Below are 25029 nucleotides of genomic sequence, written 5' to 3' on the forward strand. Positions count from 1 at the left end.
AAACACAGCAGCCATCCAGTATAGTCCAGTAACCGGCTGCCTGCCCGGCCGCCTCCGCCCCATTAAAAGCGCCCCGGATGACAGAAAGATGACCGCCCGGCCGGCGGGGAGTGGCGCTTCGCCTTCAGGCAGGCCCGATTATGGTTTACCATAGAGGGAGACGCCTTCACGCCTTAAACAGAGAGTCTCAGTGAAAAAAGAACCCCAGCAGCCCACCTTCTACATCCACGATTATGAAACCTTCGGCAAAAGCCCGTGGCGTGACCGCGCCGCGCAGTTCGCCGGGGTGCGCACCGACATGGACTTCAACATCATCGAAGAGCCGCTGGTGATCTACTGCCGCCCGGCCGATGACTACCTGCCTGAGCCGGAAGCGGTGATGATCACCGGCATCACCCCGCAACACGCGCGGGCGCAGGGGCTGCCGGAGGCGGAATTTATCCGCCGCATCCATGAGGCTTTCAGCGTGCCGGAGACCTGCATCATGGGGTACAACAACATCCGCTTTGATGATGAGGTGACGCGCAACCTGCTCTACCGCAACTTCTATGATCCGTACGCCTACAGCTGGCAGAACGGCAACTCCCGCTGGGACCTGCTCGACGTGATGCGCGCCTGCTACGCCCTGCGCCCCGGGGGCATCGAGTGGCCGGAGAATGAGGAGGGCTTCCCCAGCTTTAAACTGGAGCACCTGACCAAAGCCAACGGCGTGGAGCATACCCACGCGCACGATGCGATGTCTGACGTGTACGCCACCATCGCGATGGCGAAAAAGGTGAAAGAGGCGCAGCCGCGGCTGTTCAACTTCCTGCTGACCCACCGCAGCAAAAACAAGCTGATGACGCTGATTGACATCCCGCAGATGGCGCCGCTGGTGCACGTCTCCGGCATGTTCGGCGCAGCGCGCGGCAACACCAGCTGGATCGCACCGCTGGCGTGGCACCCGGAGAACAAAAACGCGCTGATTGTCTGCGATCTGGCCGGGGACATGTCACCGCTGCTGGAGCTGGACGCCGACGCGCTGCGTGAGCGGCTCTATACCCGCCGCGATAACCTGTCCGGCGGCCAGGCCCCGGTGCCGCTGAAGCTGGTGCACATCAACAAGTGCCCGGTGCTGGCCCCGGCCAAAACCCTGCTGCCGGAAACTGCCGGGCGGCTGGGCATCGACCGTGAGCGCTGCCTCGCCAACCTGCAACTGCTGCGGGATAACCCGCAGGTGCGGGAGAAAGTGGTGGCACTGTATGCCGAGGCGGAGCCGTTCAACGGCAGTGATGACGTGGACGGCAAACTCTATGACGGCTTCTTCAGCGACGCCGACCGCACCACCATGACCATCATCCGCCAGACTGACCCACAAAACCTGCCGGCGCTGGACCTGACCTTCCAGGACCCGCGCATGGAGGCGCTGCTGTTCCGCTTCCGCGCCCGCAACTACCCGGCGACCCTGGATGACGCCGAGCAGCAGCGCTGGTTGCAGCACCGCCGCGACGCCCTCAGCCCTGAGCGGGTGCAGCGCTACCTCCAGGAGCTGGAGGAGCTGTATAACCTGCACGAAGGGGACAAGGAGAAGCTGGCGCTGCTGAAAGCGCTGTACGACTATGGTCGTGAACTGGCGGGCTGACGCCGCCAGAGGGGTCGTGAACTGGCGGGCTGACGCCGCCAGGGGCCGTGAACCGGCGGGCTGACGCCGCCAGAGGGGCCGTGAACCGGCGGGCTGAGGCCGCCGCGCCCGGTCACAGAAACAAAAAAGCCAGACCGGAGTCTGGCTTTTTTATTGCCTGAAGGAGGGTTACGCCATCTCGTCGGCGGCATCCTCTTCCATCTGCGGCGGGGATTTTCTGAAGAAGCGGGTGATGTACGCCAGGTAGGCCAGACCCACCGCGCCCCATGCCAGCCCCAGATACATGGAGCTCGCTTCCAGGTTCAGCCACAGTGCGCCCACCGTCAGCGCGCCGATCACCGGCAGCACCAGGTAGTGCAGCACATCCTTCGCGGTTTTGTTGCGCTGCTCGCGGATGAAGAACTGCGAGATCACCGACAGGTTCACAAAGGTAAAGGCGACCAGCGCACCAAAGTTAATCAGCGCGGTGGCGGTTACCAGATCGAACCAGACGGCAGAGAGCGCCACCGCCCCCACCAGCACCACGTTAAAGGTCGGGGTGCGCCATTTCGGGTGGACGTAACCGAAGATCTTCTGCGAGAAGACACCGTCACGGCCCATCACGTACAGCAGGCGGGATACCCCGGCGTGTGCGGCCATGCCGGACGCCAGCACCGTGACGCAGGAGAAGCAGAGGATCACAGACTGGAAGAACTTACCGGCCACATACAGCATGATCTCCGGCTGCGACGCGTCCGGGTCCTTGAAGCGCGAGATGTCCGGGAAGTAGAGCTGCAGGAAGTAAGAGACCACGATAAAGATGATGCCGCCAATCAGCGCAGTCAGGAAAATCGCGCGCGGGATCACTTTCGCCGCGTTCGGCGTCTCTTCAGAGAGCGAGCTGATGCCGTCAAAGCCCAGGAAAGAGAAGCAGAGGATGGTCGCCCCGGTGATCATCGGCACCACGTGCGCATTCTCAGACCAGAACGGCTTGGTGCTCACCAGCTGGCCGGTGCCCTCACCCTGGTACACGCCGTGGATCAGCAGGCCCAGGAACACCACCATGATCGCCACCTGCACCACCACGATAAAGCTGTTGAGGTTGGCCACCAGCTTGATGCCGCGCAGGTTGAAGAAGGTCATCAGCCCTACCAGCGCCACCACGAAGATCCAGGACGGCACGCCCGGGAAGATCGCTTCCAGGTAGATTTTCGCCAGCAGGATGTTGATCATCGGCATGAACAGGTAGTCCAGCAGCGATGACCAGCCCACCATAAAGCCGACGTGCGGGCTGATGGCTTTCTGGGCGTAGGTGTAGGCGGAACCGGCCGAGGAGAAGCGCTGCACCAGTTTGCCGTAGCTGACGGCGGTAAACAGCACGGCAATCAGCGCAAAGGCGTAGGCGGTCGCGACATGGCCGTCGGTCAGGCCGGTCACGATGCCGAAGGTATCAAAAATGGTCATCGGCTGCAGATAGGCAAGGCCCATCATCACCACCTGAACCAAGGTCAGGGTTTTGTGCAGCTTCACGCGCTGCGCGGCCGCCGGTGCGGCTGCCATTACATCAGCAGACATGGCGCAGCCCTCCCTGAACGAGAGAAGCGTGTACAGCGCCCGGCATTACCGGCCTGGGGTATTCATACAGAGGAAACTGGGGTGACGCCGCATGGCGGGTCCGGCACAACCTGGCGCGATTTTCCTGGCTATGACCACAGCAGACGCCGGCGGGCACCGGCACGAACATTACACTTTGCCCCATCTTTCATTTCCTCATAGTGGCGACCGGTAGAGTTTGGGGTCGCACACGGACTGGTTTGATTATCTATCCGGATCGAAGCCCGGCCTCTTGATATGTAAAAACGCCCTGAACATCAGGACGCACATGTTGCACAAATGGTTTGTACGGCATTGAATGCAAAAAAATAACCGACGCCTGAAGCGTCGGTTATTTGCAAGCGGCGTATTCTGCCCGAGGGGGGCAGAGATCTCAAGATCCGGAGACCTTCTGACACACATTCTTTCAATTCGTGTAAAAAACAGCCAGCGGGTGCTTTTTTCTCTTTTCGTCTGTGTTCAGCCCGTCAGGCGTTTTTCAGCATCCAGTCGATCTCAGTTTCCGTGACCAGCCGCTCAAATTGCAGCAGCTCGTCCGATTTACAGGTGTGGTAGACGTGGCAGAAGCGTTCGCCGAGATAGCGTTTCAGCGGCGTCTGCGCCTCGAACTCATACAGGGCGTCACTCTGGCGGATCGGCAACGGCACGCCCTCCTGCTCCAGCCCGTTCCCGGTGACCGGCTCCGGCAGCGGCAGGTCGTTGTCCAGCCCGTGCAGCATCCCGGCCAGCACCGTCGCGACGACCAGATAGGGGTTGGCATCCGCGCCCGCGATGCGGTATTCCACACGGTGGCTGGCCGGGTCACCGCAGGGGATGCGCAGCGCCACAGTACGGTTATTGTGGCCCCAGGAGGCCTGGTGCGCCACATACTTACCCGGCTGGAAACGGCGGTAGGCGTTGACGTTCGGTGCCAGCAGCGCCATCGAGGCGGGCATCAGGTCAATCATCCCGGCCAGCGCGCGTTTCAGCAGGGCGGAGTCTTCGCCGTCTGCGTCGGCAAACAGGTTTTTGCCCTGCCCGTCCACCATGCTGACATGGATGTGCATCCCGCTGCCGGCATACTCTTCATAGGGTTTCGCCATAAAGGTGGCGTGCAGGTGATGGTTTTCCGCCACCTGGCGCACCAGGCGTTTCAGCGCCAGCGCATCATCACAGGCGCGCAGGACGTTGTCAGTGTGTTGCAGGTTAATCTCAAACTGGCCGGGCGACGACTCCGCCACCGCGCCGTCCGCCGGCAGGTGCTGCATCTGCGCCAGGGCGTCGATGTCGCTCAGAACGTTGGCGAAGTGGTTCAGGTTGTCGACGGAGTAGACCTGGGTCTGGATGTTACGCTCCTGGGTGCCGGGGGCGCACGGCGGTTGCAGGTAGCCTTCGCTGTCGCGCTGGCGGTCAATCAGATAGAACTCCAGCTCTACCGCTACTACCGGGAAAAGCCCGCGGCGGCGCAATGCCTGCCAGACATTATTCAGGACATTCCGGGGTTCAACGTCAAAGGGAGTGCCCTCTTCGTCCAGCATGGTCAGCAGCAGCTGGCCGATGTGCTCCGGGTCCGCGGCAGACGGCACCAGCGTGCCCGGGATCGGCATACAGACGTTGTCCGGCTCGCCGAGTGCCTGGCCCAGCCCGGCCTCTTCGACCACATTGCCGAGGATGTCCATTGCGAATACGGATGAGGGGAAATAGCAGCCTTTTTCAAGCCTTTTCAACGCAGAGACAGGGATTCGTTTACCGCGGAAACTACCATTGAGATCGGTGAGGAGGATGTCGACGTGCTGAGTTAAGGGGTGGCGTTCCAAGTATTGTTCGACTTCACGTTGGAACGCGCTACTTCGTCTCTCTTCGCTGTGCTGAGCGAACTTTTCAACTTCTACCAGATTGGTTTGCATAAATCACCTGCCGTTGTGAGATTCCGGCGCCGCCCAAAGAAAGGGCCACCCGCGCCTTTAACTGATTGTTTTCAAAACCGGGATCCTGTCTGGGTGAGCGGGTTCACATGCTCAAAATTTACACCGTCTGTTAGAAACATAGCCCCATCATCTTTGTTTTGCAAATGTTATAGGATGGTTTGAATATTAACCAAGCGGCTGCTAAATTGATAAAATAATGACCAGGATGTCAAAAAAGCAGCGTTTTTTGGCAGAAATTTAGTCCAGTCTGCGAGGTCGAGTAATGGGCAATATATTTAACAGACCAGTTGTTGGCGTGGTTATGTGCCGGGAATGTATAGAGGGGCATTACACACAAACCGTTGAAGAGAAATACCTTGATGCCGTGTTTGCCGCGGGCGGCCTGCCGGTGGCGCTGCCGCAGGTGCTGGCGACGCAGCCCTATGCGCTTGACAGCGTGGTGGCCCGGCTGGATGGCGTCTTTCTGACCGGCAGCCCGAGTAATATCGAGCCGCACCACTATGGCGAAGAGGGCATTGAAGAGTGGAACGACCCGGGGCGCGACAAGCTGGCCCTGACCCTGATCCGCAGCATGCTCGACCAGCGCCTGCCGCTGTTCGCTGCCTGCCGCGGGATGCAGGAGCTGGTGGTGGCCACCGGCGGCGCGCTGCACCGGCAGGTGCACAATGAGCCGGGCTTTATGGACCACCGGGAAGATCTGTCGCAGTCCCCGGATATTCAGTACGGCCCGGCGCACCCGGTGATCGTTGAGCCGGGCGGCCTGCTGGAATCACTGTTGCCGGGCACCCCGCTGTTTGAGGTGAATTCGCTGCACGGCCAGGGCACACGGCGGCTCAGCCCGTCACTGCGCGTGGAAGCCAGCGCGCCGGACGGCCTGGTGGAGGCGGTCAGTGTACGTGACCACCCGTTCGCCCTGGGGGTGCAGTGGCATCCGGAATGGCGCATCGAGGAGAACCCGGTATCGCGCCAATTGTTTGAGGCCTTTATTTGCGCGTGCCGCGACGCCATGGTCGAAGAGCGCGCCGTGCAGGAAACCATCCTATGAGTGAAGTCAGCTCGGCACCCGGGCGGCGGCTGTCACAGCTGCGCCAGCAACTGGGGTTGTCACAGCGCCGGGCGGCCGAACTGGCCGGCCTGACCCACAGCGCCATCAGCACCATTGAGCAGGATAAGGTCAGCCCGGCCATCAGCACGCTGCAAAAGCTGCTGACGGTGTATGGGTTGTCGATGGCGGAGTTCTTTACCGATGAGGAGCGTCTGACCGCCCCACAGGTGGTGATTGAGCCGGAGAGCCTGATTGAGATCGGCAGCCAGGGCGTCTCCATGAAACTGGTGCACAACGGCAACCCGATGCGTGCACTGGCGATGCTGCTGGAGACCTACGAGCCGGGCAGCAGCACCGGCGAGAAGATCCGCCACCAGGGTGAAGAGGTCGGCACCCTGCTGGAGGGGGAAATTGTGTTAACGGTAAACGGCCAACAGTTCCCGCTGCGCGCCGGGCAGAGCTACACCATCAATACCGGCATGGCGCACAGCTTCAGTAACCTGTCGGCGCGGGTGTGCCGCATCATCAGCGCCCACACCCCGACGACGTTTTAGCGGTCTCTCCGCAGGCAGTGGCACAGTAATTGCTTTATTTCCTTGCCATCTACGGTGTTAACCCCCGCAGTGTGGGAACCCCGGCCTGAGGTCGCCGCGTTCCCCTGTGGGCAGTATGCACACCGGGCCTGTATAAGGAGAAGGATATGACCGAGCATATTACCAGTTACTATGCGGCAACGGCCAACGCGCACGAACCCTGGCCGCAGCTGGCGGGCAGCGTGGAGTGCGATGTCTGCGTGGTGGGCGGCGGCTTTACCGGCCTCTCCTCCGCGCTCTACCTGACGGAAGCGGGTTACGATGTGGTGCTGCTGGAAGCGGTGCGCGTGGGCTGGGGAGCCACCGGGCGCAACGGCGGCCAGGTGGTGAACTCATTCAGCCGCGATGTGGACGTGATCGAGGCCCGTTATGGGCCGGAGACTGCCCGGATATTGGGCAGCATGATCTTTGAAGGGGCGGACATCATCCGCCAGCGCATCGATCAATACGCCATCGACTGCGATTATCGCCCCGGCGGCATCTTCGCCGCCCTCAACTATAAGCAGCTTGCCCACCTCCATCAGCAGAAAGCGCTGTGGGAGAAATATGGGCATCACAGTCTGATCATGCTGGATGAGAGCGGCATCCGGCATGAAATCGGCACGCGGCGCTACGTCGGCGGTATGCTCGACCCGCGCGGCGGCCACCTTCACCCGCTCAACCTGGCCCTTGGGGAGGCGGAGGCGATCCGCCGCCACGGTGGGCGCATCTACGAACACTCTGCCGTGACCCATATTGACTACGGCACCCCGGCGCGGGTGCACACCGCCCAGGGCGAAGTGCGGGCGCGGTTTGTGATCATGGCGGGCAACGCCTACCTGGGCGACCGGCTGGAGCCGCGCCTCTCCCGGCTCAGTATGCCGTGCGGCTCGCAGATTGTGGCGACCGCACCGCTGCCGGAAACCGTGGCCCGGTCGCTGCTGCCGAACAACTACTGCGTGGAAGACTGCAACTACCTGCTGGACTATTTCCGCCTGACGCCGGATCGACGGCTGCTGTTTGGCGGCGGCGTGATCTACGGCGCGCGTGACCCAGCAGAGATCGACCCGCTGATCCTGCCGAAGCTGCACAAAACCTTCCCGCAGCTGAAAGGGGTGAAGATTGACTACCGCTGGAGCGGCAACTTCCTGCTGACGCTGTCGCGGATGCCGCAATTCGGCCGCCTGGAGAACAACGTCTACTATATGCAGGGCGACAGCGGCCACGGCGTCACCCTCACCCACCTGGCGGGCAAACTGATCTCTGAAGTGATGCGCGGCGACGCGGAGCGGTTCGACGCCTTCGCCAACCTGCCGCACATGCCGTTCTTCGGCGGCCGCAGCCTGCAGGTGCCGTTCACCGCCATCGGCGCGGTTTACTACGCACTGCGCGACCGGCTGGGTTAGGGTGCCGGGGCGGGGCCCCGGCCGCAGAAGGCGATATCACATGCTGCGGGTTTACAGCGTCGGCTGCGTCACCAGCCCGTCGATCATCACCTGCGGCGTGCCCTGGGAGCAGCGTTCGATGCGCCCGCGCACCCCGTACACGGTCGCCAGGCTCGCCGGGGTGATCACTGCGTCCGGTGCGCCGTCGGCGATCAGGTTGCCGTTTTGCAGCATCAGCACGTGGTCGCCGTGGCGCAGCGCGATGTTGATGTCATGCACCACCACCACCGTCACCATGTTGCGCCGCTGGGTCTCGCGCCGCACCAGATCCATCACATGGAACTGGTAGTTGAGGTCGAGCGCGCTGAGCGGCTCATCCAGCAACAGCAGGGAGGGACGGCGGATCAGCGATTGCGCCAGCCCCACCAGCTGCTTCTGGCCGCCGGAGAGCTGGTCGAGGTAGCTGAGCGCCAGATGGGCGATGCCGAGCTGCTCCAGCAGCGCCATCACCTCGCGTTCGCTGGTGGAGGTCTGCCCCCGCCCGCCCGAGGCGCGTTGCGCCACGATAATCGACTCCAGCACATGCAGGTGGACCCCGGCCGGCAGCGACTGCGGCAGGTAGACCACCTGCTCCGCCCGCCGGGCAAACGGCATCTGCATCAGATCCTGCCCGTCCAGCCGCAGCGCGCCCTGCGCCGGGTTCAGCCCCGCCAGCGAGCGCAGCAGCGTGGATTTGCCGCTGCCGTTTGGCCCCAGCAGCAAGGTAATCTTGCCGCGCGGCAGGTGCGGCACGTTAAGGTCACGGATTACCGGGCGCTTCGGGTAACCGGCGTTGAAAGCCTGAATCTCCAGCCCTGCGGTCATACGTTCCCCCGGTGGCGTAAAATAATGCTGAGGAAGAACGGCACGCCCACCAGCGAGGTGACGATGCCGACCGGAATAATCACGCCGGGGATCAGGTTCTTCGAGGCGACGGAGGCCATCGACAGCACCAGCGCGCCAATCAGCGCACTGGCCGGCAGGTAGAAGCGGTGATCCTCGCCGAACATCAGCCGCGCAATGTGCGGGGCCACCAGCCCGATAAAGCCGATCGGCCCGACGAAGGCCACCGCCAGCGCCGACAGGATGCTGATGCGCAGCAGCGTCGCCAGCCGCAGGCGGCGCACGTCGATGCCGAAGCTCACTGCGCGGTCTTCGCCCAGGCGCAGCGCCGTGAGTTTCCAGGCGCTCATCATCGACAGCGGCAGCAGCAGCGCCACCACCGCCAGCAGGATACCGAGCTTGGTCCAGCTGGCGCGCGCCAGGCTGCCCATGGTCCAGAACACCAGCCCCTGTAACGTGTCTTCGGTGGCGATGAACTGCATCATCGACACCAGCGCATTAAAGGTGAACACCAGCGCGATGCCGAACAGCACCACGCCGGACGTGGCGACCCGCGTCCAGCGCGTGACGCCGTCCAGCATCAGGGCCGCCAGCAGCGCGAAGACAAAGGCGTTGGCGGAGATAAACCACTGCGCCGGAATGCCGGGTAAACCGATGCCGAGCACAATCGCCAGCGCCGCGCCAAAGGCCGCCGCCGACGACACCCCCAGGGTAAAGGGGCTGGCCAGCGGGTTATTGAGGATGGTCTGCATCTCTGAGCCTGCCAGGCCCAGCGCCAGCCCCACCACCACCGCCATCAGGGCGTAGGGCAGCCGGATGTCCCAGACGATCACCCGCGTGCCGGCGTCCGCCGTGTCCGGTGACAGCAGGGTGTGCCAGAGGGTCGGCAGTGACAGCCCGGCCGGGCCGAGGGTGAAATCCAGTACCAGTGAGCCAAAAATGGCCACCACCAGCACGGCCATGATCAACAAACGGTGCCGGACAATGCGCCGGTAGTGCCCCATCACGCCGGGCGGCGGCGTAGCGTCCGCGAGGCGTGACGGTTCGGTGGTAATGCTCATCGTGTGTTACCTGTTGTGGAACCTGCTCTGCCCCGCCCTGCTGTAAACAAGCCGGGCGGGAACATCAAAAAAAGGGTGCGTATGCCTCTGCCCCGGGCAGGCCGGCGCGGAGCCAACCATAAAGCAAACGAGAACTCTTATCAATATCATTAATAGGCGCAACAGGGTTTTCAGAAAGGTAACAGGCTGTTTCGGCAGCACTTCCTGGGCGGCGTTCTCCGCCACAGGATCGCGCCCATAAAAAAGGCGGGTCATCAGACCCGCCTTTTCTTACAGCATCCCGGATTACTTTTTGTATTCCGGCTTACTCTTTGTGTTCAGGAAATTCCATCTCGTGGTATTTCACCACTTTCGTGCCTTTGGTCAGCTTATAGCCGAACCAGATCAGCAGGAACAGCGGGATGCCGATGTACGTGGCCGCCACCGACGTCCAGTCAATCTGGTCTTCCAGGAACGCCTGGTAGTTCTGCCCCAGGGTGATCACCAGGCAGAGGGCAAAGGCGAACATCGGCCCCAGCGGGAAGAAACCGGAGCGGTACGGCAGCGCAGAGAGCGGCAGCCCCTGTTTCACATAGCCACGGCGGAAGCGGTAGTGGCTGATGGCGATGCCGAGCCAGGCGATAAAGCCGGTCATGCCTGAGGTGTTCAGCAGCCAGAGGTAGACGGTCTGGTTACCGAACATCGAGGTCAGGAAGCAGAGCGCGGCCACCACCGTGGTGGCGTAGAGCGCGTTGCGCGGCACACCGCCTTTGGAGAGGCGGGCGAAGATGCGCGGCGCACGCCCTTCTGACGCCAGCGTGAACAGCATCCGGGTGGAGGCGTACATGCCGGAGTTACCCGCCGAGAGCACCGCCGTCAGGATTACGGCGTTCATCACCGCCGCCGCCGAGAGCAGCCCGGCATTTTTGAACACCAGGGTGAACGGGCTGACGCTGACGTCCGTGACATCGTTGCGCAGCAGGCTCGGGTCGGTATAGGGGATAATCAGGCTGATGATCAGGATCGCGAAGATGTAGAACAGCATGATCCGCCAGAAGACCTGACGCACCGCACGCGGGATATTTTTCGCCGGGTTTTCAGACTCACCGGCCGCGATGCCGATAAGCTCAGTGCCCTGGAAGGAGAAGCCCGCAATCATCGCCACGCCGATCATCGCCGAGAAGCCCCCGGCAAACGGCGCGTCGCCGATAGTCCAGTTCTGCCAGCCCGCGTGTTCGCCGCCCTTCATGATGCCGACAATCATCAGTACGCCGATAATAATGAAGATGATCACCGTGACCACTTTGATCAGGGAGAACCAGTATTCCGCCTCACCAAAGCCTTTCACCGAGATCCAGTTCAGCAGGAACATCAGGCCCAGGAACAGGGCGCTCCAGATCCAGCCCGGCACATCGGGGAACCAGTAGGCCATCAGCAGCTGCGAGGCCACCAGCTCCACGGCGATGGTGACTGCCCAGTTGTACCAGTAGTTCCAGCCCAGCGCGAAGCCGAAGCCCTCTTCCACATATTTGGCACCGTAAGTGGCGAAGGAGCCGGAGACCGGCATAAAGGCCGCCAGCTCACCGAGGCTGGTCATCAGGAAGTAGACCATCAGGCCAATCAGCGCGTAGGAGAGCAGCGCGCCCCCCGGCCCGGCCTGAGAGACGGTGGCGCCGGAGGCCACAAACAGCCCGGTCCCGATCGACCCACCAATCGCGATCATCGTCAGATGCCGCGCTTTAAGCTCCCGGCGCAGGGCCGGTTGCGGCTGCGAATTATTAGTATGTTGTTCCGCCATTTTTACCCTATTTTCGTTCGTCCCGGGGAAATTCGAGGGCGGATTGTAACAAACCCGCCCCTAAGGTATAGCAGGATCGGGCGGTTATAAGAGAGCTTCATGATCGGCCGCGGATTATAAGTAACAGCCCGGTAACCGCTGCTGCAAGGCCGACCAGATCGCTGATAAAAACAGCAGATTAGCGCCGCTACTGGCGGAGTTTGCAGTAATCGAGGAAGCGCTGGAGGGCGCTGGAGATATGTTTTTGCCGGTGGTGAATCAGGTACAAGGTGCGCATCAGCGGCTCGCCCGGCAGCGGGATCTCCGCCAGCGTCCCGGCGGTGAGCTGCTCCGCCACCACCCGGCGCGACAAACAGCTGATGCCGATGTTGTGCCGCACCGCGTGCTTGATCGCCTCGGAATTGCCCAGCTCCATCACCAGGTTGAACGCCGGCAGCCGCGCCAGCAACAGGTGGTCCAGCACCTCGCGGGTGCCGGAGCCGCGCTCGCGCAAAATCCACGGTGCCTCCGCCAGGATCTCCGGCGTCACCGGCCGTTCGGCCAGCGGCTCCCCGGCTTTGACCCGCTGCGGCGCGGCAAACACCACCAGCTCATCCTGCAACCACGGCTGGGTGATCAGCTCCGGCATATGGCACGGCCCCTCAATCAACCCGAGATCCACGCGGAATTCAGCCACGGCGGTGATCACATCCTGGCTGTTGCCGACATTCAGCTCCAGCGGCGTGTTGGGGTAGTCCGCGCGGTACTCGGCAATCATCCCCGGCAGCATATAGTTGCCGATGGTGCTGCTGGCCGCGATGCGCAGGGAGCCGTTGTCATGGTTGAACAGCCGCTCAATCTCCCCGGCCTGCTCCAGCAGCGCCAGCGCCCGCGGGTAGAGCAGCCGCCCGTGCTCGTTGATCACCAGCCGTTTGCCGACCCGGTCAAACAGCTGCACGCCGAGCTGGTTCTCCAGATCGGCCAGCGCGGCGCTGACGGCCGATTGTGACAGGGAGAGCACCACCGAGGCCTGGGTGGTCGAACCGCTCTTCAGCACTTCAGCAAAGACTTCAAGTTGTCGGAGTGTGATATGCATAGCGATCTCTGTGTGTGGGTGCCGGTTGCCGGAGGCAGGCCGGAAACGGTGCCGGAGCCGGTGACCGGAAGCGGGTTTCCCGTACCGGAGCGCGGCGTCAGGGCAGTGCGCAGCACAAGTGCCTCACAATTAAGGGTATCACGTTTGCCGCATTTCGTGAGGCAGCCGCGGCACACCGCGGGCGTCTGCCGGATTACTGATTCGTTGTGCTAATGTTTATACCACTTTTTACGGTTGGTTATAACGATATAATCAATTTCTCTTTTAAGCTCCTGCGCCGTAAGCTGCATGTCCACACCTGGAGACATGCTGATGAATACGCTCTCTTTATTGACTACCCCCCGCCCCGGCGTGCGCCTTGCCGCCCTGCTGCCGGGGCTGCTGCTGACCGGCCTGCTGACCTGGCTGGCGCTGCAACTCAGTGAGATAAGCGGCGTCGCCGCGCTGGGGCTGGGCGCGCTGACACTGGCGATTCTGGCCGGGATCGTGGCAGGCAACACCTTCTACCCGCGGCTGGAAGCTGCCGCCGCGCCCGGCGTGACATTCGCCAAACAGCGGCTGCTGCGGCTCGGCATCATCCTGTATGGCTTTCGCCTCACGTTCCAGCAGGTCGCGTCAGTGGGAACCACTGGCTGGCTTATCGATTTTTTGACACTCAGCTCAACTTTTTTATTGGCCTGCTGGCTCGGCCGCCGGGTATTTAAGCTCGATCGCGACACCACCTGGCTGATTGGCGCAGGCAGCAGCATCTGCGGCGCGGCGGCGGTGATGGCCACCGGCCCGGTGACCCGCGCCGATGCCGGTAAGTCAGCGATTGCCGTGGCGACGGTGGTGCTCTACGGCACGCTGGCGATTTTTGTTTACCCGTGGCTCTGCCACTGGCTACAGGCGCAGGGCGTGCCGGTCAGCGCGCAGGCCTTCGGCATCTATACCGGCTCCACGGTGCATGAGGTGGCGCAGGTAGTGGCAGTCGGGCACGCCATTGGGCCGGAGGCGGAGAATGCCGCGGTGATCGCCAAGATGATGCGGGTCATGATGCTGGCCCCGTTCCTGCTGCTGCTCTCGGGCTGGCTGGCGCGGCAGGCCCCGGTAGCGGGCGGCGCGCGGGTGCCGGTCACCGTGCCGTGGTTCGCGCTGGCGTTTATCGGCGCGACGATGGTGAACTCCCTGCACCTGCTGCCGCCGCACGCGGTGCAGGCGCTGCTGGCACTGGATAACCTGCTGCTGGCGATGGCGATGGCCGCGCTGGGCCTGACCACCCGCTTCAGCGCCCTGAAGCAGGCCGGGGTGCGCCCGCTGCTGCTGGGGGGGCTGCTGTTCCTCTGGCTGATGGCCGGGGGCGCGGGGATTAACCTGCTGGTCAACGCGCTGCTGGGGTAACGGGCGCGATCAAACACTGCGTTTGTGGTAACAAAACCATTACACTGTGCGCTGACAGGCAGAACCAAAGGAGAAAGAGATGAAATTTGTCGGAGCCCACGTCAGCGCGTCGGGCGGGGTTGACCAGACGCCGGAGCGCGCCCACGCCCTGGGTGCCACCGCCTTCGCCCTGTTCACCAAAAACCAGCGCCAGTGGCGTGCCGCCCCGCTCAGCAGCGCGGCGATTGATAAATTCCGGCTCGACTGTGCGCGTTACGGCTACAGCAGCCAACAGATTCTGCCGCATGACAGCTTTTTGATTAACCTCGGCCACCCGGACGCGGAGCCGCTGGAGAAATCCCGCATGGCCTTTATCGACGAGCTGCGCCGCTGTGAGCAGCTGGGGCTGACGCTGCTGAATTTCCACCCCGGCAGCCATTTAAAGCAGATCGACGAGGACGCCTGCCTGGCGCGGATCGCCGAGTCGGTGAATATCGCCCTGGACCAGACCACCGGCGTCACCGCAGTGATTGAGAACACCGCCGGTCAGGGCAGCAACCTCGGCTTCCGCTTTGAGCACCTGGCAGCGATCATCGACGGCGTGGAAGACAAAAGCCGCGTCGGCGTCTGCATCGATACCTGCCACGCCTTCGCCGCCGGGTATGACCTGCGCACCCGCGAGGAGTGCGACCGCACTTTTGCCGAGTTTGACCGGATCGTCGGGTTTGAGTACCTGCGCGGCATGCACCTGAACGACGCCAAAAGCGCCTTTGCCAGCCGGGTTGACCGCCACCACAGCCTGGGCATGGGCAACATCGGCCACACGCCGTTCAGCTACATCATGGACGACCCGCGGTTCGATAACATGCCGCTGATCCTCGAGACCATCGACAGCAGCATCTGGGCGGAAGAGATCGCCTGGCTGAAGTCGCAACAGCGCGACGTTGACAGCCCGGTGGCGTAATACCCTGATAAAAAGCATAAAAAAAGGCGCTCACTGAGCGCCTTTTTTCTGGTCGGGAACCGGGCCTTACTGCGCCTCGATTTTCTCCGCTTCTTCTGCATCGCTGCGTTTCACGATGGCATAAGAGATGCCCGCCAGCGCCGTACCGGCAATGATCGCCACCAGGTAGAGCAGCACCGGCTGGATGGCACCTGGGATCAGCAGCACGAACAGCCCGCCGTGCGGTGCCATCAGCTTGGCCCCGAAGGCCATGGAGAGCGCACCGGTCAGCGCGCCGCCGACGATGCAGCACGGCAGCACGCGCATCGGGTCACGGGCGGCAAACGGAATTGCCCCTTCAGAGATAAAGCACAGCCCCAGCACCAGCGCCGCTTTGCCGCCTTCCTGCTCGCTCTGCGCAAACTTGCGGCGCGCCAGCAGGGTCGCCACGCCCATCGCCAGCGGCGGGACCATCCCGGCCGCCATGATGGCCGCCATCGGCGCATACACGGAGGAGCTGAGCAGCGCCACGCCGAAGGCGTAGGCCGCTTTGTTCACCGGGCCGCCCATGTCGGTACACATCATCGCCCCCAGGATCGCGCCCAGCAGCACCGCGTTGGCGGTCCCCAGCGATTGCAGCCAGTCGGTCAGCCATTTCATGATGCCTGCCACCGGCGTGCCGACGATGTAGATCATCACCAGACCGGTGATCAGGCTCGCCACCAGCGGGATAATCAGGATCGGCTTCAGCGCCTCCATACTGGACGGCAGACGCAGGTTGCCGCTGATGGCACGCGCCACATACCCGGCGAGGAAACCGGCAATGATGCCGCCGATAAACCCGGCCCCGGTGCTCACGGCCAGCATGCCGCCGATCAGGCCCGGCGTCAGGCCGGGACGGTCAGCGATGGAGAAGGCGATATAGCCCGCCAGCACCGGCACCATCAGGGCGAAGGCGGAGCCGCCGCCGATCTGCATCAGTGCCGCGGCCAGCGTGCCTTTTTCCTCAAACGCTTTGATGCCGAAGATAAAGGAGAGCGCGATACACAGGCCACCCGCCACCACCATCGGCAGCATGTAGGAGACGCCGGTCAGCAGGTGACGGTACGGCCCGCTGCCGCCTTCCTGTTTTTTGCTGCTTTTCGCCGTTGTCGCGCCCGCTTTGGCCGGTTGGTAGACCTCTGCTTCCGCCACGGCTTTGTCCAGCTCCTGCTTGGTTTTTTTCAGCGCCAGGCCGGTTGAGGTGCGGTACATCGGCTTACCGGCAAACTTCTCCAGATCCACTTCAATGTCTGCCGCCACCACCACCAGATCGGCCTGCGCCACCTCTTCCGGGGTGATCGGGTTACCGGCACCCACGGAGCCGCGGGTTTCCACTTTCACCCACCAGCCGCGTTTTTTGGCTTCTGCCTCAATCGCTTCGGCGGCCATAAAGGTGTGCGCCACGCCGGTCGGGCAGGCAGTCACCGCCACAATGCGTTTCGGGCCGGTTGCCGCGGCCGCAGTTGGCGCGTTGGTCACCGTCGCGGCAGGTTGCGGGGCCTGGTAAGCGGTGGCCTCCTGCCGGGCGCGTTGCAGGAAAGCCTGCGGCTCGCGGACGGCCTGCTGCAGCGCGCCCACAAAGAGTTTTTTGCCGGTCAGGGCGGCGTCAGCCGGGGCCTGTTCACCGGCCACGGCCACCAGTTCCGCCTCGGCGACGTTATCAGTGAGCGTCACCCCGGCCTTTTGGGCCGCGGCAGCCAGCATACGTTTCGCCAGATAGCCTCGTGCCACTCCCAGCGACGGGTCGGTCATCAGCAGCGTTTTCATTGTGCCTCCTGCTGTTAATTAAAAGGTTTCAAATCAACTCGGGCCATCATCGCCGCCAGTTGGGTGCGATCGGTGACGCCGACGTTGCTCTGGCTTACCGCCAGGGCGGCCACCGCTGTCGCGAGGCGCAGAGTATGTTCGCTGGATTCGCGCATCAGCAGGCCGTAGATCAGGCCGCCGACCATCGAGTCACCGGCACCCACGGTGCTGACTACCTCACAGGCGGGCGGGCGGGCCAGCCAGGCACCGGAGGCGTTGACCCACAGCGCGCCCTCTTCGCCCAGGGAGATCACCACATGGGCGATGCCCTGATCGCGCAGGCCGTGGGCGGCTTCCACCACCGCCTCCAGCGTCGGCAGTTTTTTACCGGCCCAGATCTCCAGCTCGCGGCGGTTGGGTTTCACCAGCCACGGCGAGGCTTTCAGCCCGGCCACCAGCGCCTCACGGCTGCTGTCGAAAATGATGCACGGGCACTGGCTGCGCAGGCGGGTCATCCAGTCGGTAAAGGCGTCCGGGTCGACGCCCGCCGGCAGGCTGCCGCTCACCGCCACCATGTCGAACTGGCCGAGCCAGCTCAGGGAGTCGGTGACGAAGCGTTCCCAGTCCTGCGGGGTGACGTTAAAGCCGGAGAAGTTCAGGTCAGTGACCTCCCCGCCGTTTTCCGTGAGCTTGACGTTGATGCGGGTGCGGCCATTGACCACCTGGAAACGGTTGGCGATGCCCAGCTCGCTGAACAGCTGCTGGAAACCGTCCTGGTTCTCTTTGCCCAGGAAACCGCCGACGGTGACGTCAATGCCCAGATCTTTCAGCACTTTGGCGACGTTAATGCCTTTCCCGGCGGCGTGCAGCCCGGTGGTCTGCACCAGGTTGACTTCGCCGCGCTCAATCTCCGGGCAGAAGCCGACCAGATCGTAGGCCGGGTTTAACGTAATGGTGGCGACTCTGCGGCTCATACGCCCTCCCCCAGCCCTTCGGCAATCGCGGTGCCGATGGCTTGCAGCGCCTGTTCGGCGTCCTCCCCGCTGGCGGTGAAGCGCAGGCGGTGCCCTTTTTTCACGCCCAGCGCCACCACTTTCATCAGGCTGCGGCCGTTGGCCGGTTTCCCGCTGCCGTCGAGGTTGGTCACGGTGATGTCACTGGTGAACTGTTTGATGGTGTTGACCAGCATGGTGCCCGGGCGGGCGTGCAGGCCGTGCTCGTTGCGCACCACATATTCGGCGCTCAGCACCTGGCTCTCTTCCGGCACCACGCTGGTCAGCAGCGCCAGCAGCGTCGGGGCGTCCGCCTTCAGCAGGCGTTCAGCTTTTTCCGCCAGCAGCAGGTCGCTGAGGTAGTTCAGCACCGCCAGCGGCTGTTCATCGGCCACGGCGGCGGTCACCAGCAGGGCGACTTTCTCGCCATCCTGCTCAAAGGCGCTGGCCGGGCGGCTGACCGCCACGGCGCTGCGCAGGTTGCCCTCAAGGCTGTCTGCCAGCCAGATGCCCTGGCCGAGGCTCAGCGGTGCGCGGCTGACGGCATCGCTGACGAAGCGGCTGTCCACCGCGCCCGCCTGCTGCAGGCGGCCGGCATTCAGCGCCTGGAGCGTGATCAGGTTGTCAGCGGCCACATCCAGCGCCATCAGCGAGGTGTCAAACAGCAGCTCTGCGGACTGTTTTTCGCCCATCAGCAGCGCGCGCAGGGTCTCTTTGGAATCCGTTTTCGCCATTTCCGCGGCGACGCTGTCATCAGACAGCACATGCGTCAGCTGGCGCAGCAGCGCCAGGTGCTCGTCAGAACGGGCGGCGATGCCGATCACCACATAGGCGGTCTGGCCGTCGCCCCAGGCGATGCCCTGCGGGAACTGGAACACCTGCACGCCGGTCTTGAGCACCAGATCGCGCGTGTCAGTGGTACCATGGGGAATGGCAATGCCGTTGCCGAGGTAGGTGGAGGTCTGCAACTCGCGCTGCAGCATGCCGTCCACATAACCGGCACCGACATTGCCGGCCGCAGTCAGGGCGGCTGCCACCTGCTGGATGGCCTCCTGCTTGGTGGCGGCGGCGGCACCGAGGTGGATGTCTTGCTGTGACAACTGGAACATAATTCTCCTCGCTTGCTGAAATTGAATCGTTTCAGCTCTCATGAGAAAAAGGCGGCGCCGGTGAAACAGCAGAGAAGCTGGCCGACGCTGAAACGTTTCAATGAGTCTCTGACCGGGCTGACTTTTATGCAAGTTTTCTTGTGGTTGTTGTCACAGTTTTTTGACTTCACGCACATTTTGCTGATAGCGGCTGAAGCATATACAGGGTGCAAGGCCATTTTGCTGAAAATAGCTGACAGGAGGAACAATGCCGGTAGTGATGGGTGTAGGGGTCATTATTGTTAACGCCTCGGGTGAGGTGCTGTTTGGGAAGCGCAGCGGCAGCCATGCGCCCTACTGGTCGATCCCCGGCGGCCACATGGAGCCGGGGGAAAGTTTTGAGCAGGCAGCGATCCGCGAAGTGGCGGAGGAGACCGGGCTGCAGCTGGCCGCGCCACAGGTGATCGGCCTCAGCAATAACCTGGAGACCTGGCAACAGGAGGGCAAACATACGGTGTCAGTCTGTTTGCTGGCGGCCCACCCGGGCGGCGAGGCGGAACGCAGGGAGCCGGAGAAGTGTGCCGAGTGGCGCTGGTGCAAGCCGGACGCCCTGCCGCAGCCGCACTTTGAGGCGAGCCGCACTGCGATTACGCTGTGGCAGAGCGGGCAGTTCTGTTTGCCGCCGCAGGGGTAAACCCGGCAGTGCCCGGCCGCCGCAGTACATGGGCCGGGCGCAGAATCCGCTTTCATCTTGCCGCGGCGTCAGAGAAAAATCTGTTTACCTTTTCAGCAACTGAAACGTCTTTTTGTTTTTTTTAAACGGGCGTAATATGCGCCGCGTCCTCTCTTCCTGTTTTGTTGCGAATATTTATGTCTGCTCCCATAGCTACTGCCCGCCGCCTGCCCGATTTCACGCCTGCGGCCTTTTTGCTCGTGGCGTTTTTGACCGGCATCGCCGGGGCGCTGCAAACCCCGACCCTCAGCCTGTTTCTTTCCACAGAGGTGCAGGCGCGGCCATTTATGGTCGGGCTATTTTACACCGGCAGCGCGGTGATCGGTATTCTGGTGAGCCAGATGCTGGCCGGCCGCTCTGACAAACGCGGCGACCGCCGCAACCTGATTTTTGTCTGCTGCCTGCTCGGCGCACTGGCCTGTGTGCTGTTCGCCTATAACCGCAACTACCTGATTTTGCTGTTCGTTGGTGTACTGCTGTCGAGTTTCGGCTCTACCGCCAACCCGCAGATGTTTGCCCTGGCACGGGAGCACTCGGAGAAGACCGGGCGCGAGGCGGTGATGTTTACCTCGATCCTGCGGGCGCAGGTGTCACTGGCGTGGGTGGTCGGCCCGCCGCTGGCCTTCGCGCTGGCGCTCGGCTTCGGCTTTACCTTTATGTATATGGCGGCGGGGCTGGCCTTTGTGCTGTGCGGGCTGCTGGTGCGCACCTTCCTGCCGTCAATGCCGAAAGCGGAACTGAAAACCACCGACACGCTCCAGGCCCCGCAGCGCAACCGCCGCGATACGCTGCTGCTGTTTGCCGCCTGCACCCTGATGTGGACGGCCAACGGCATGTACCTGATTACTATGCCGCTTTATATGGTGCATGAGCTGGCGCTTCCGGAGAAGCTGGTCGGGGTGATGATGGGCACGGCAGCCGGGCTTGAGATCCCGATCATGCTGGTGGCGGGCTATTACGCCCGGCGCTTCGGCAAGCGCTTTTTGATGCGCATTGCGGCAGCGGCCGGGGTGCTGTTCTACCTCTGCCTGCTGTTTACCACCGGCACGGTGGCGCTGTTGGCCCTGCAACTGCTGAACGCGGTGTTTATCGGCATTCTGGCCGGGATCGGGATGCTCTATTTCCAGGATCTGATGCCGAAACAGGCGGGGGCAGCCACCACGTTGTTTACCAACTCCACGCGCGTCGGCTGGATTATTGCCGGGTCGTGCGCCGGTGTGGTGGCCGAGATGTGGAGTTACCATGCGGTGTTCTACAGCGCGGTGGCGATGGTGATTGGCGCGGTGTATTGCGTCTGGCGCATCCGCGATGTGCGGCCTGCGGCGGACGCCCCGCTGGCGGAGCTGCAACCACTGGATAAGGCGGACAACGGCGGTTTGCCGCTGCCGTAAGCTCAGGGCGCGGTGGCCGCTTCCAGCCGCGCGAGGAAGATCAGCGCGTCGTCCCGGTGGCTGTGGCACATGTCGCGGCTGGGTTGCAGCCCGCCGCACACTTTAGGCCGCAGCGGGGAGTGGAACAAACGGCAGCGCATCTGCTCATCAAGCTGCACACAGCGGGTGTTGGCCGGTTTGCCGTCAGGCATTCCCGGGATCGGGGAAGAAATCGAGGGTGCGATACAGCAGGCCCCGCAATCGGTACGGCATTCCATCATCATCTCACAGGGCAAGGTCACGAGGCGCGACAATAACAGGCTGCGCGCGCCTTCTCCAGTGCTGTTTTGCCCGGACTGCGGTATGGCCTTACCGCGCCCCCCGGTGCTGCCCACGCCAGACCTGGCGAAATATCACCCGGTTTGACCCCCTGTCAGGATAACCTTCCACTTCTGCGCCCTGCCCCGGCATAAACCCCGGTTTACTTCTTTTCGCCGCCCTTGTACTATTGCGCTAGTACAAAGAATCACTGCCGGAGTTGTTATGTCGTCTGAGTTTGCCCTGCCCGCCACCCGCCCGTCTGCCTTTGGCGGCGCGATGATCATTGCCGGTACCGCCGTAGGGGCCGGGATGTTTTCTATTCCGGTGGTGACCTCCGGCGTCTGGTTCAGTGGCTCGGTGCTGCTGCTGGCCTATACCTGGCTCTGCATGCTGCTCTCTGGTCTGCTGATCCTGGAAGTGGCGCTGAACTACCCGGCCGGGGCGAGCTTCCACACCATGGTGCGTGACCTGCTGGGGCGGCGCTGGAGCCTGATTAACGGCCTGTCGATCGCGTTTGTGCTCTACATCCTCAACTACGCCTATATCTCCGCCGGGGGGTCGATTATCGCCCATACGCTGGGTGGCGCGCTGGGGCAGAAGAGCGCCGGGCTGCTGTTTGCGCTGGCGGTCGCGCTGGTGGTCTGGCTCTCAACGCGGGCGGTGGATCGCCTGAGCACGGTATTGATCGGCGGGATGGTGATAAGCTTTGCCCTCTCCATCGGTAACCTGTTTACCCAGGTGCAGCCGGCGCTGCTGTTCAACAGCGCCCAGCCGGGCAGTGACTACGCGCCCTATGCGCTGGCGGCCCTGCCCTACCTGCTGGCGTCGTTTGGTTACCACGGCAATGTGCCGGGGCTGGTGACCTACTACCACCACCAGCCGAAACCGGTGGTGCGCAGCCTGGTGGGCGGCACGCTGATTGCGCTGGCGATTTACCTGCTGTGGCAGTATGTGATTCAGGGCAATATCAGCCGTGACGCCTTCCGCACGGTGATCGCCGAGGGCGGCAACATCGGCAGTTTGCTCAAGCAGATGGGCAGCGTCAGCGCCAGCCCGCTGATGACTACCCTGCTGAACGCCTTCTCCTACATGGCGCTGGCCAGCTCCTTCCTCGGGGTGGCACTGGGGCTGTTTGACTACCTGGCCGATGTGTTCCGCCTCAGCAATGATCGCGGCGGCCGCGCCCGCAGCGCGCTGCTGACCTTTGCGCCGCCGGCGCTGGCCGCGCTGCTGTTCCCGGACGGCTTCCTCTACGCCATCGGCTTCGCCGGGCTGGCGGCCACGGTCTGGGCGGTGATTGTGCCTGCGCTCTTGGCGCGCGCCAGCCGCCGCCGCCACCGCGGCGGGTTCCGCGTGCCGGGCGGCCCGGCGGTACTGGGGTTTGTGCTGGCATTTGGCGTGATCAACGCCGCAGCGCACCTGTTGTCCCTGGCCGATCTGCTGCCGGTTTACCGCTGACAGGCAGGCGGTACGGGGGGTTGACGCGTACCGCCTCACTCTTTTTGCGCCGCCCGCTTGCCTGAAGCGCACGGCGCGGGTACCTTGTCGCCACTTCTTGATAATCCTCCCAGACAGGTCACTTTTTATGGCAAGAGCGAACGAAATCAAACGCGGCTTTGTAATCAACTACAACGGCAAACTGCTGCTGGTGAAAGACATTGATGTGCAAAGCCCCAGCGCCCGTGGCGCCAGCACCCTGTACAAAATGCGCTTCTCCGATGTGCGTACCGGCCTGAAGGTGGAAGAGCGCTTCAAAGGCGACGACATCCTCGACACCGTGACCCTGACGCGCCGCAGCGTGAATTTCTCCTACGTGGACGGCGACGAGTACGTCTTCATGGATGATGAGGACTACACCCCGTACATCTTCAAGAAAGAGCAGATTGAAGATGAGCTGCTGTTCATCCCGGAAGGCGGGATGCCGGGGATGCAGGTGCTGACGCTGGACGGCCAGATCCTGGCGCTGGAGCTGCCGCAGACGGTGGATCTGGAGATTGTGGAGACGGCACCGGGCATCAAAGGGGCGTCAGCCAGCGCGCGCAACAAACCGGCCACCATGACCACCGGCCTGGTGATCGCCGTACCGGAATACCTCAGCAATGGTGAGAAGATCACCATTCATATCGCGGAACGCCGCTATATGGGCCGCGCGGACAAATAAGCCCGCACGAAAAAGGCGCTCAATGAGCGCCTTTTTTTATGGCCGCAGCCTGCCTGTCACCACTGCCTCAGCGCCGCGGCAGGTCGGTAAACTGGGTGCACTTCAGCGCCAGCTCAACCCCGCGCAATTCCGCCAGCCCTTTCAGCCGCCCGATTGCCGAGTAGCCGGGGTTGGTTTTTTTGTGCAGGTCATCCAGCATCTGGTGCCCGTGGTCGGGGCGCATCGGGATCGCGGAGGGCTTCCCAGCGCGGTGGCGGCGCTGCTCTTCCCGCAGCAACGCCTGGATCACCGCCACCATATCGACGTCACCGTGCAGGTGCTCGCCCTCGTGAAACGACTCCGGGTTCGCCTCGCGGCAGGTGGCACGCAGGTGGATAAAGTGGATGCGGTCAGCGTAGGTGTCGATCATGCTGACCAGATCGTTGTCCGCACGCACGCCATAGGAGCCGGTGCAGAAGGTAAAGCCGTTGTTCGGGCTGTCCACCGCCTCTTTCAGCCACTGCATATCCTCCTGCGTGGAGATGATGCGCGGCAGGCCGAGGATCGGGCGCGGCGGATCGTCCGGGTGCACCGCCAGATTAATGCCGGCCTCCTCCGCCACCGGCACGATGGCGCGCAAAAAGGCCGCCATGTTTTCCCGCAGCGCGGCCTTGTCGATGCCTTCATAGGTCGCCAGCCGGGCGCGGAACTGATCCAGCGTATAGCCCTCTTCCGCCCCCGGCAGACCGGCGATGATATTTGCCGTGAGCTGCGCCACATCCGCCTCGCTCATGCTCTGGAAATAGGCGTCGGCCCGGGCGCGCGCCTCTGCGTCATAATCCTGCTCCGCCCCCGGCCGCTTCAGGATGTGCAATTCAAAGGCGGCGAAGGCGTCCTGGTCAAAACGCAGCGCTTTGGCCCCGGTTGGCAGTTCAAAGGCGAGATCGGTACGCGTCCAGTCCAGCACCGGCATGAAGTTATAACAGACGGTGCGGATGCCGCAGGCCGCCAGGTTGCGCAGTGACTGCTGGTAATTGGCGATATGGCGCTCTACATCGCCGCTGCGGGTTTTGATCTCCTCATGCACCGGGATGCTCTCCACCACCGACCACACCAGCCCCTTCGCCTCAATGATCGCCTGACGCGCCCGGATCTCCTCTACCGGCCAGACTTCACCGTTGGCGATATGGTGCAGCGCGGTGACCACCCCCGTCGCCCCGGCCTGACGCAGATCGTCCAGTGAGACCGGATCGGCCGGCCCGTACCAACGCCATGTTTGTTCCATGCTTTATCCTTTTGGTTAAGAGGGCAGCGGGCAGCGCTGTGCAGGAGGGAGCCGTTAACACAAAGCTGTCATACCAGATCGCTAAGTTATCA

General features: G+C 62.9%; 21 protein-coding genes. 10 read left to right on the forward strand and 11 right to left on the reverse strand.

Going from position 1 to position 25029, the window contains the following annotated elements; genetic code table 11:
- Positions 1 to 190 precede the first annotated feature (190 nt).
- The gene (gene sbcB / locus CYR32_RS16500) at positions 191 to 1621 is read left to right on the forward strand and encodes an exodeoxyribonuclease I (protein WP_101826245.1); all 1431 of its coding nucleotides are present in this window, start codon (positions 191 to 193) and stop codon (positions 1619 to 1621) included.
- Positions 1622 to 1789: 168 nt separating this feature from the next.
- Here sbcB and CYR32_RS16505 read toward each other — a convergent pair whose 3' ends face one another.
- The gene (locus CYR32_RS16505; protein WP_420912848.1) at positions 1790 to 3160 is read right to left on the reverse strand and encodes an APC family permease; all 1371 of its coding nucleotides are present in this window, start codon (positions 3158 to 3160) and stop codon (positions 1790 to 1792) included.
- A 521-nt stretch (positions 3161 to 3681) separates the two neighbouring features.
- Positions 3682 to 5100, reverse strand: coding sequence for a glutamine synthetase family protein (locus tag CYR32_RS16510; protein WP_101826247.1), 1419 nt, complete (start codon positions 5098 to 5100; stop codon positions 3682 to 3684).
- 283 nt (positions 5101 to 5383) lie between these two features.
- Here CYR32_RS16510 and puuD point away from each other — a divergent pair, with 283 nt between their 5' ends.
- From puuD to CYR32_RS16525, 3 genes are all read left to right on the forward strand, one after another.
- A complete protein-coding gene (gene puuD / locus CYR32_RS16515; RefSeq protein WP_101826248.1) occupies positions 5384 to 6166 on the forward strand; it encodes a gamma-glutamyl-gamma-aminobutyrate hydrolase in 783 nt (260 codons plus the stop codon).
- Positions 6163 to 6720: an HTH-type transcriptional regulator PuuR gene (puuR, locus tag CYR32_RS16520; RefSeq protein WP_101826249.1), complete on the forward strand. Its 558-nt coding sequence runs from the start codon at positions 6163 to 6165 to the stop codon at positions 6718 to 6720. Before puuD ends, puuR begins: the two co-directional genes overlap by 4 nt.
- A gap of 146 nt (positions 6721 to 6866) precedes the next feature.
- Positions 6867 to 8144 carry an NAD(P)/FAD-dependent oxidoreductase gene (locus tag CYR32_RS16525; protein WP_101826250.1) on the forward strand — a complete coding sequence of 426 codons (1278 nt, stop codon included), beginning with the start codon at positions 6867 to 6869 and terminating at the stop codon, positions 8142 to 8144.
- A 51-nt stretch (positions 8145 to 8195) separates the two neighbouring features.
- Here CYR32_RS16525 and CYR32_RS16530 read toward each other — a convergent pair whose 3' ends face one another.
- The 4 genes from CYR32_RS16530 to yieE form a co-directional block, all read right to left on the reverse strand.
- Complete coding sequence (locus tag CYR32_RS16530) at positions 8196 to 8987, reverse strand: ABC transporter ATP-binding protein (RefSeq protein WP_101826251.1); 792 nt, start codon at positions 8985 to 8987, stop codon at positions 8196 to 8198.
- Entirely contained in the window at positions 8984 to 10066 is a 1083-nt protein-coding gene (locus CYR32_RS16535) for a FecCD family ABC transporter permease (RefSeq protein ID WP_101826252.1), read from the reverse strand. Before CYR32_RS16535 ends, CYR32_RS16530 begins: the two co-directional genes overlap by 4 nt.
- Before the next feature lie 304 nt (positions 10067 to 10370).
- Positions 10371 to 11843: an amino acid permease gene (locus CYR32_RS16545; protein WP_101826254.1), complete on the reverse strand. Its 1473-nt coding sequence runs from the start codon at positions 11841 to 11843 to the stop codon at positions 10371 to 10373.
- A gap of 187 nt (positions 11844 to 12030) precedes the next feature.
- A complete protein-coding gene (yieE, locus tag CYR32_RS16550) occupies positions 12031 to 12918 on the reverse strand; it encodes a DNA-binding transcriptional regulator YeiE (protein WP_101826255.1) in 888 nt (295 codons plus the stop codon).
- A 312-nt stretch (positions 12919 to 13230) separates the two neighbouring features.
- Here yieE and CYR32_RS16555 point away from each other — a divergent pair, with 312 nt between their 5' ends.
- Together CYR32_RS16555 and nfo are read left to right on the forward strand one after the other, a co-directional pair.
- Complete coding sequence (locus tag CYR32_RS16555) at positions 13231 to 14298, forward strand: YeiH family protein (protein ID WP_101826280.1); 1068 nt, start codon at positions 13231 to 13233, stop codon at positions 14296 to 14298.
- Between the two features lie 79 nt (positions 14299 to 14377).
- Positions 14378 to 15241: a deoxyribonuclease IV gene (gene nfo / locus CYR32_RS16560; RefSeq protein ID WP_101826256.1), complete on the forward strand. Its 864-nt coding sequence runs from the start codon at positions 14378 to 14380 to the stop codon at positions 15239 to 15241.
- 66 nt (positions 15242 to 15307) lie between these two features.
- On the opposite strand, the gene fruA is transcribed toward nfo, so the two are convergent.
- The 3 genes from fruA to fruB are packed head-to-tail and all read right to left on the reverse strand — an operon-like array spanning position 15308 to position 19109.
- Positions 15308 to 17029 carry a PTS fructose transporter subunit IIBC gene (gene fruA / locus CYR32_RS16565; protein ID WP_101826257.1) on the reverse strand — a complete coding sequence of 574 codons (1722 nt, stop codon included), beginning with the start codon at positions 17027 to 17029 and terminating at the stop codon, positions 15308 to 15310.
- 14 nt (positions 17030 to 17043) lie between these two features.
- Complete coding sequence (fruK, locus tag CYR32_RS16570; RefSeq protein WP_101826258.1) at positions 17044 to 17982, reverse strand: 1-phosphofructokinase; 939 nt, start codon at positions 17980 to 17982, stop codon at positions 17044 to 17046.
- Positions 17979 to 19109 carry a fused PTS fructose transporter subunit IIA/HPr protein gene (gene fruB / locus CYR32_RS16575; RefSeq protein WP_101826259.1) on the reverse strand — a complete coding sequence of 377 codons (1131 nt, stop codon included), beginning with the start codon at positions 19107 to 19109 and terminating at the stop codon, positions 17979 to 17981. The genes fruK and fruB overlap by 4 nt, the downstream gene beginning before the upstream one ends.
- A 247-nt stretch (positions 19110 to 19356) precedes the next feature.
- On the opposite strand from fruB, the gene CYR32_RS16580 reads away from it, so the two are divergent.
- Both CYR32_RS16580 and CYR32_RS16585 read left to right on the forward strand, forming a co-directional pair.
- Positions 19357 to 19782 carry a nucleotide triphosphate diphosphatase NUDT15 gene (locus CYR32_RS16580; RefSeq protein ID WP_101826260.1) on the forward strand — a complete coding sequence of 142 codons (426 nt, stop codon included), beginning with the start codon at positions 19357 to 19359 and terminating at the stop codon, positions 19780 to 19782.
- Positions 19783 to 19958: 176 nt separating this feature from the next.
- Positions 19959 to 21212: a sugar efflux transporter gene (locus CYR32_RS16585; protein ID WP_101826261.1), complete on the forward strand. Its 1254-nt coding sequence runs from the start codon at positions 19959 to 19961 to the stop codon at positions 21210 to 21212.
- A gap of 2 nt (positions 21213 to 21214) precedes the next feature.
- Here CYR32_RS16585 and CYR32_RS16590 read toward each other — a convergent pair whose 3' ends face one another.
- A complete protein-coding gene (locus CYR32_RS16590) occupies positions 21215 to 21469 on the reverse strand; it encodes a YkgJ family cysteine cluster protein (protein ID WP_101826281.1) in 255 nt (84 codons plus the stop codon).
- A 265-nt stretch (positions 21470 to 21734) separates the two neighbouring features.
- Between CYR32_RS16590 and mtr the strand changes: the two genes are divergently transcribed.
- The gene (mtr, locus tag CYR32_RS16595) at positions 21735 to 22970 is read left to right on the forward strand and encodes a tryptophan permease (protein WP_101826262.1); all 1236 of its coding nucleotides are present in this window, start codon (positions 21735 to 21737) and stop codon (positions 22968 to 22970) included.
- A 127-nt stretch (positions 22971 to 23097) separates the two neighbouring features.
- Entirely contained in the window at positions 23098 to 23673 is a 576-nt protein-coding gene (gene yeiP, locus CYR32_RS16600; protein ID WP_101826263.1) for an elongation factor P-like protein YeiP, read from the forward strand.
- A 67-nt stretch (positions 23674 to 23740) separates the two neighbouring features.
- Here yeiP and uxuA read toward each other — a convergent pair whose 3' ends face one another.
- Entirely contained in the window at positions 23741 to 24937 is a 1197-nt protein-coding gene (gene uxuA, locus CYR32_RS16605) for a mannonate dehydratase (protein ID WP_101826264.1), read from the reverse strand.
- Between the last annotated feature and the right edge of the window lie 92 nt (positions 24938 to 25029).

The sequence above is a fragment of the Chimaeribacter coloradensis genome (assembly GCF_002858715.1).
Classification (GTDB): Bacteria; Pseudomonadota; Gammaproteobacteria; order Enterobacterales; family Enterobacteriaceae; genus Chimaeribacter; species Chimaeribacter coloradensis.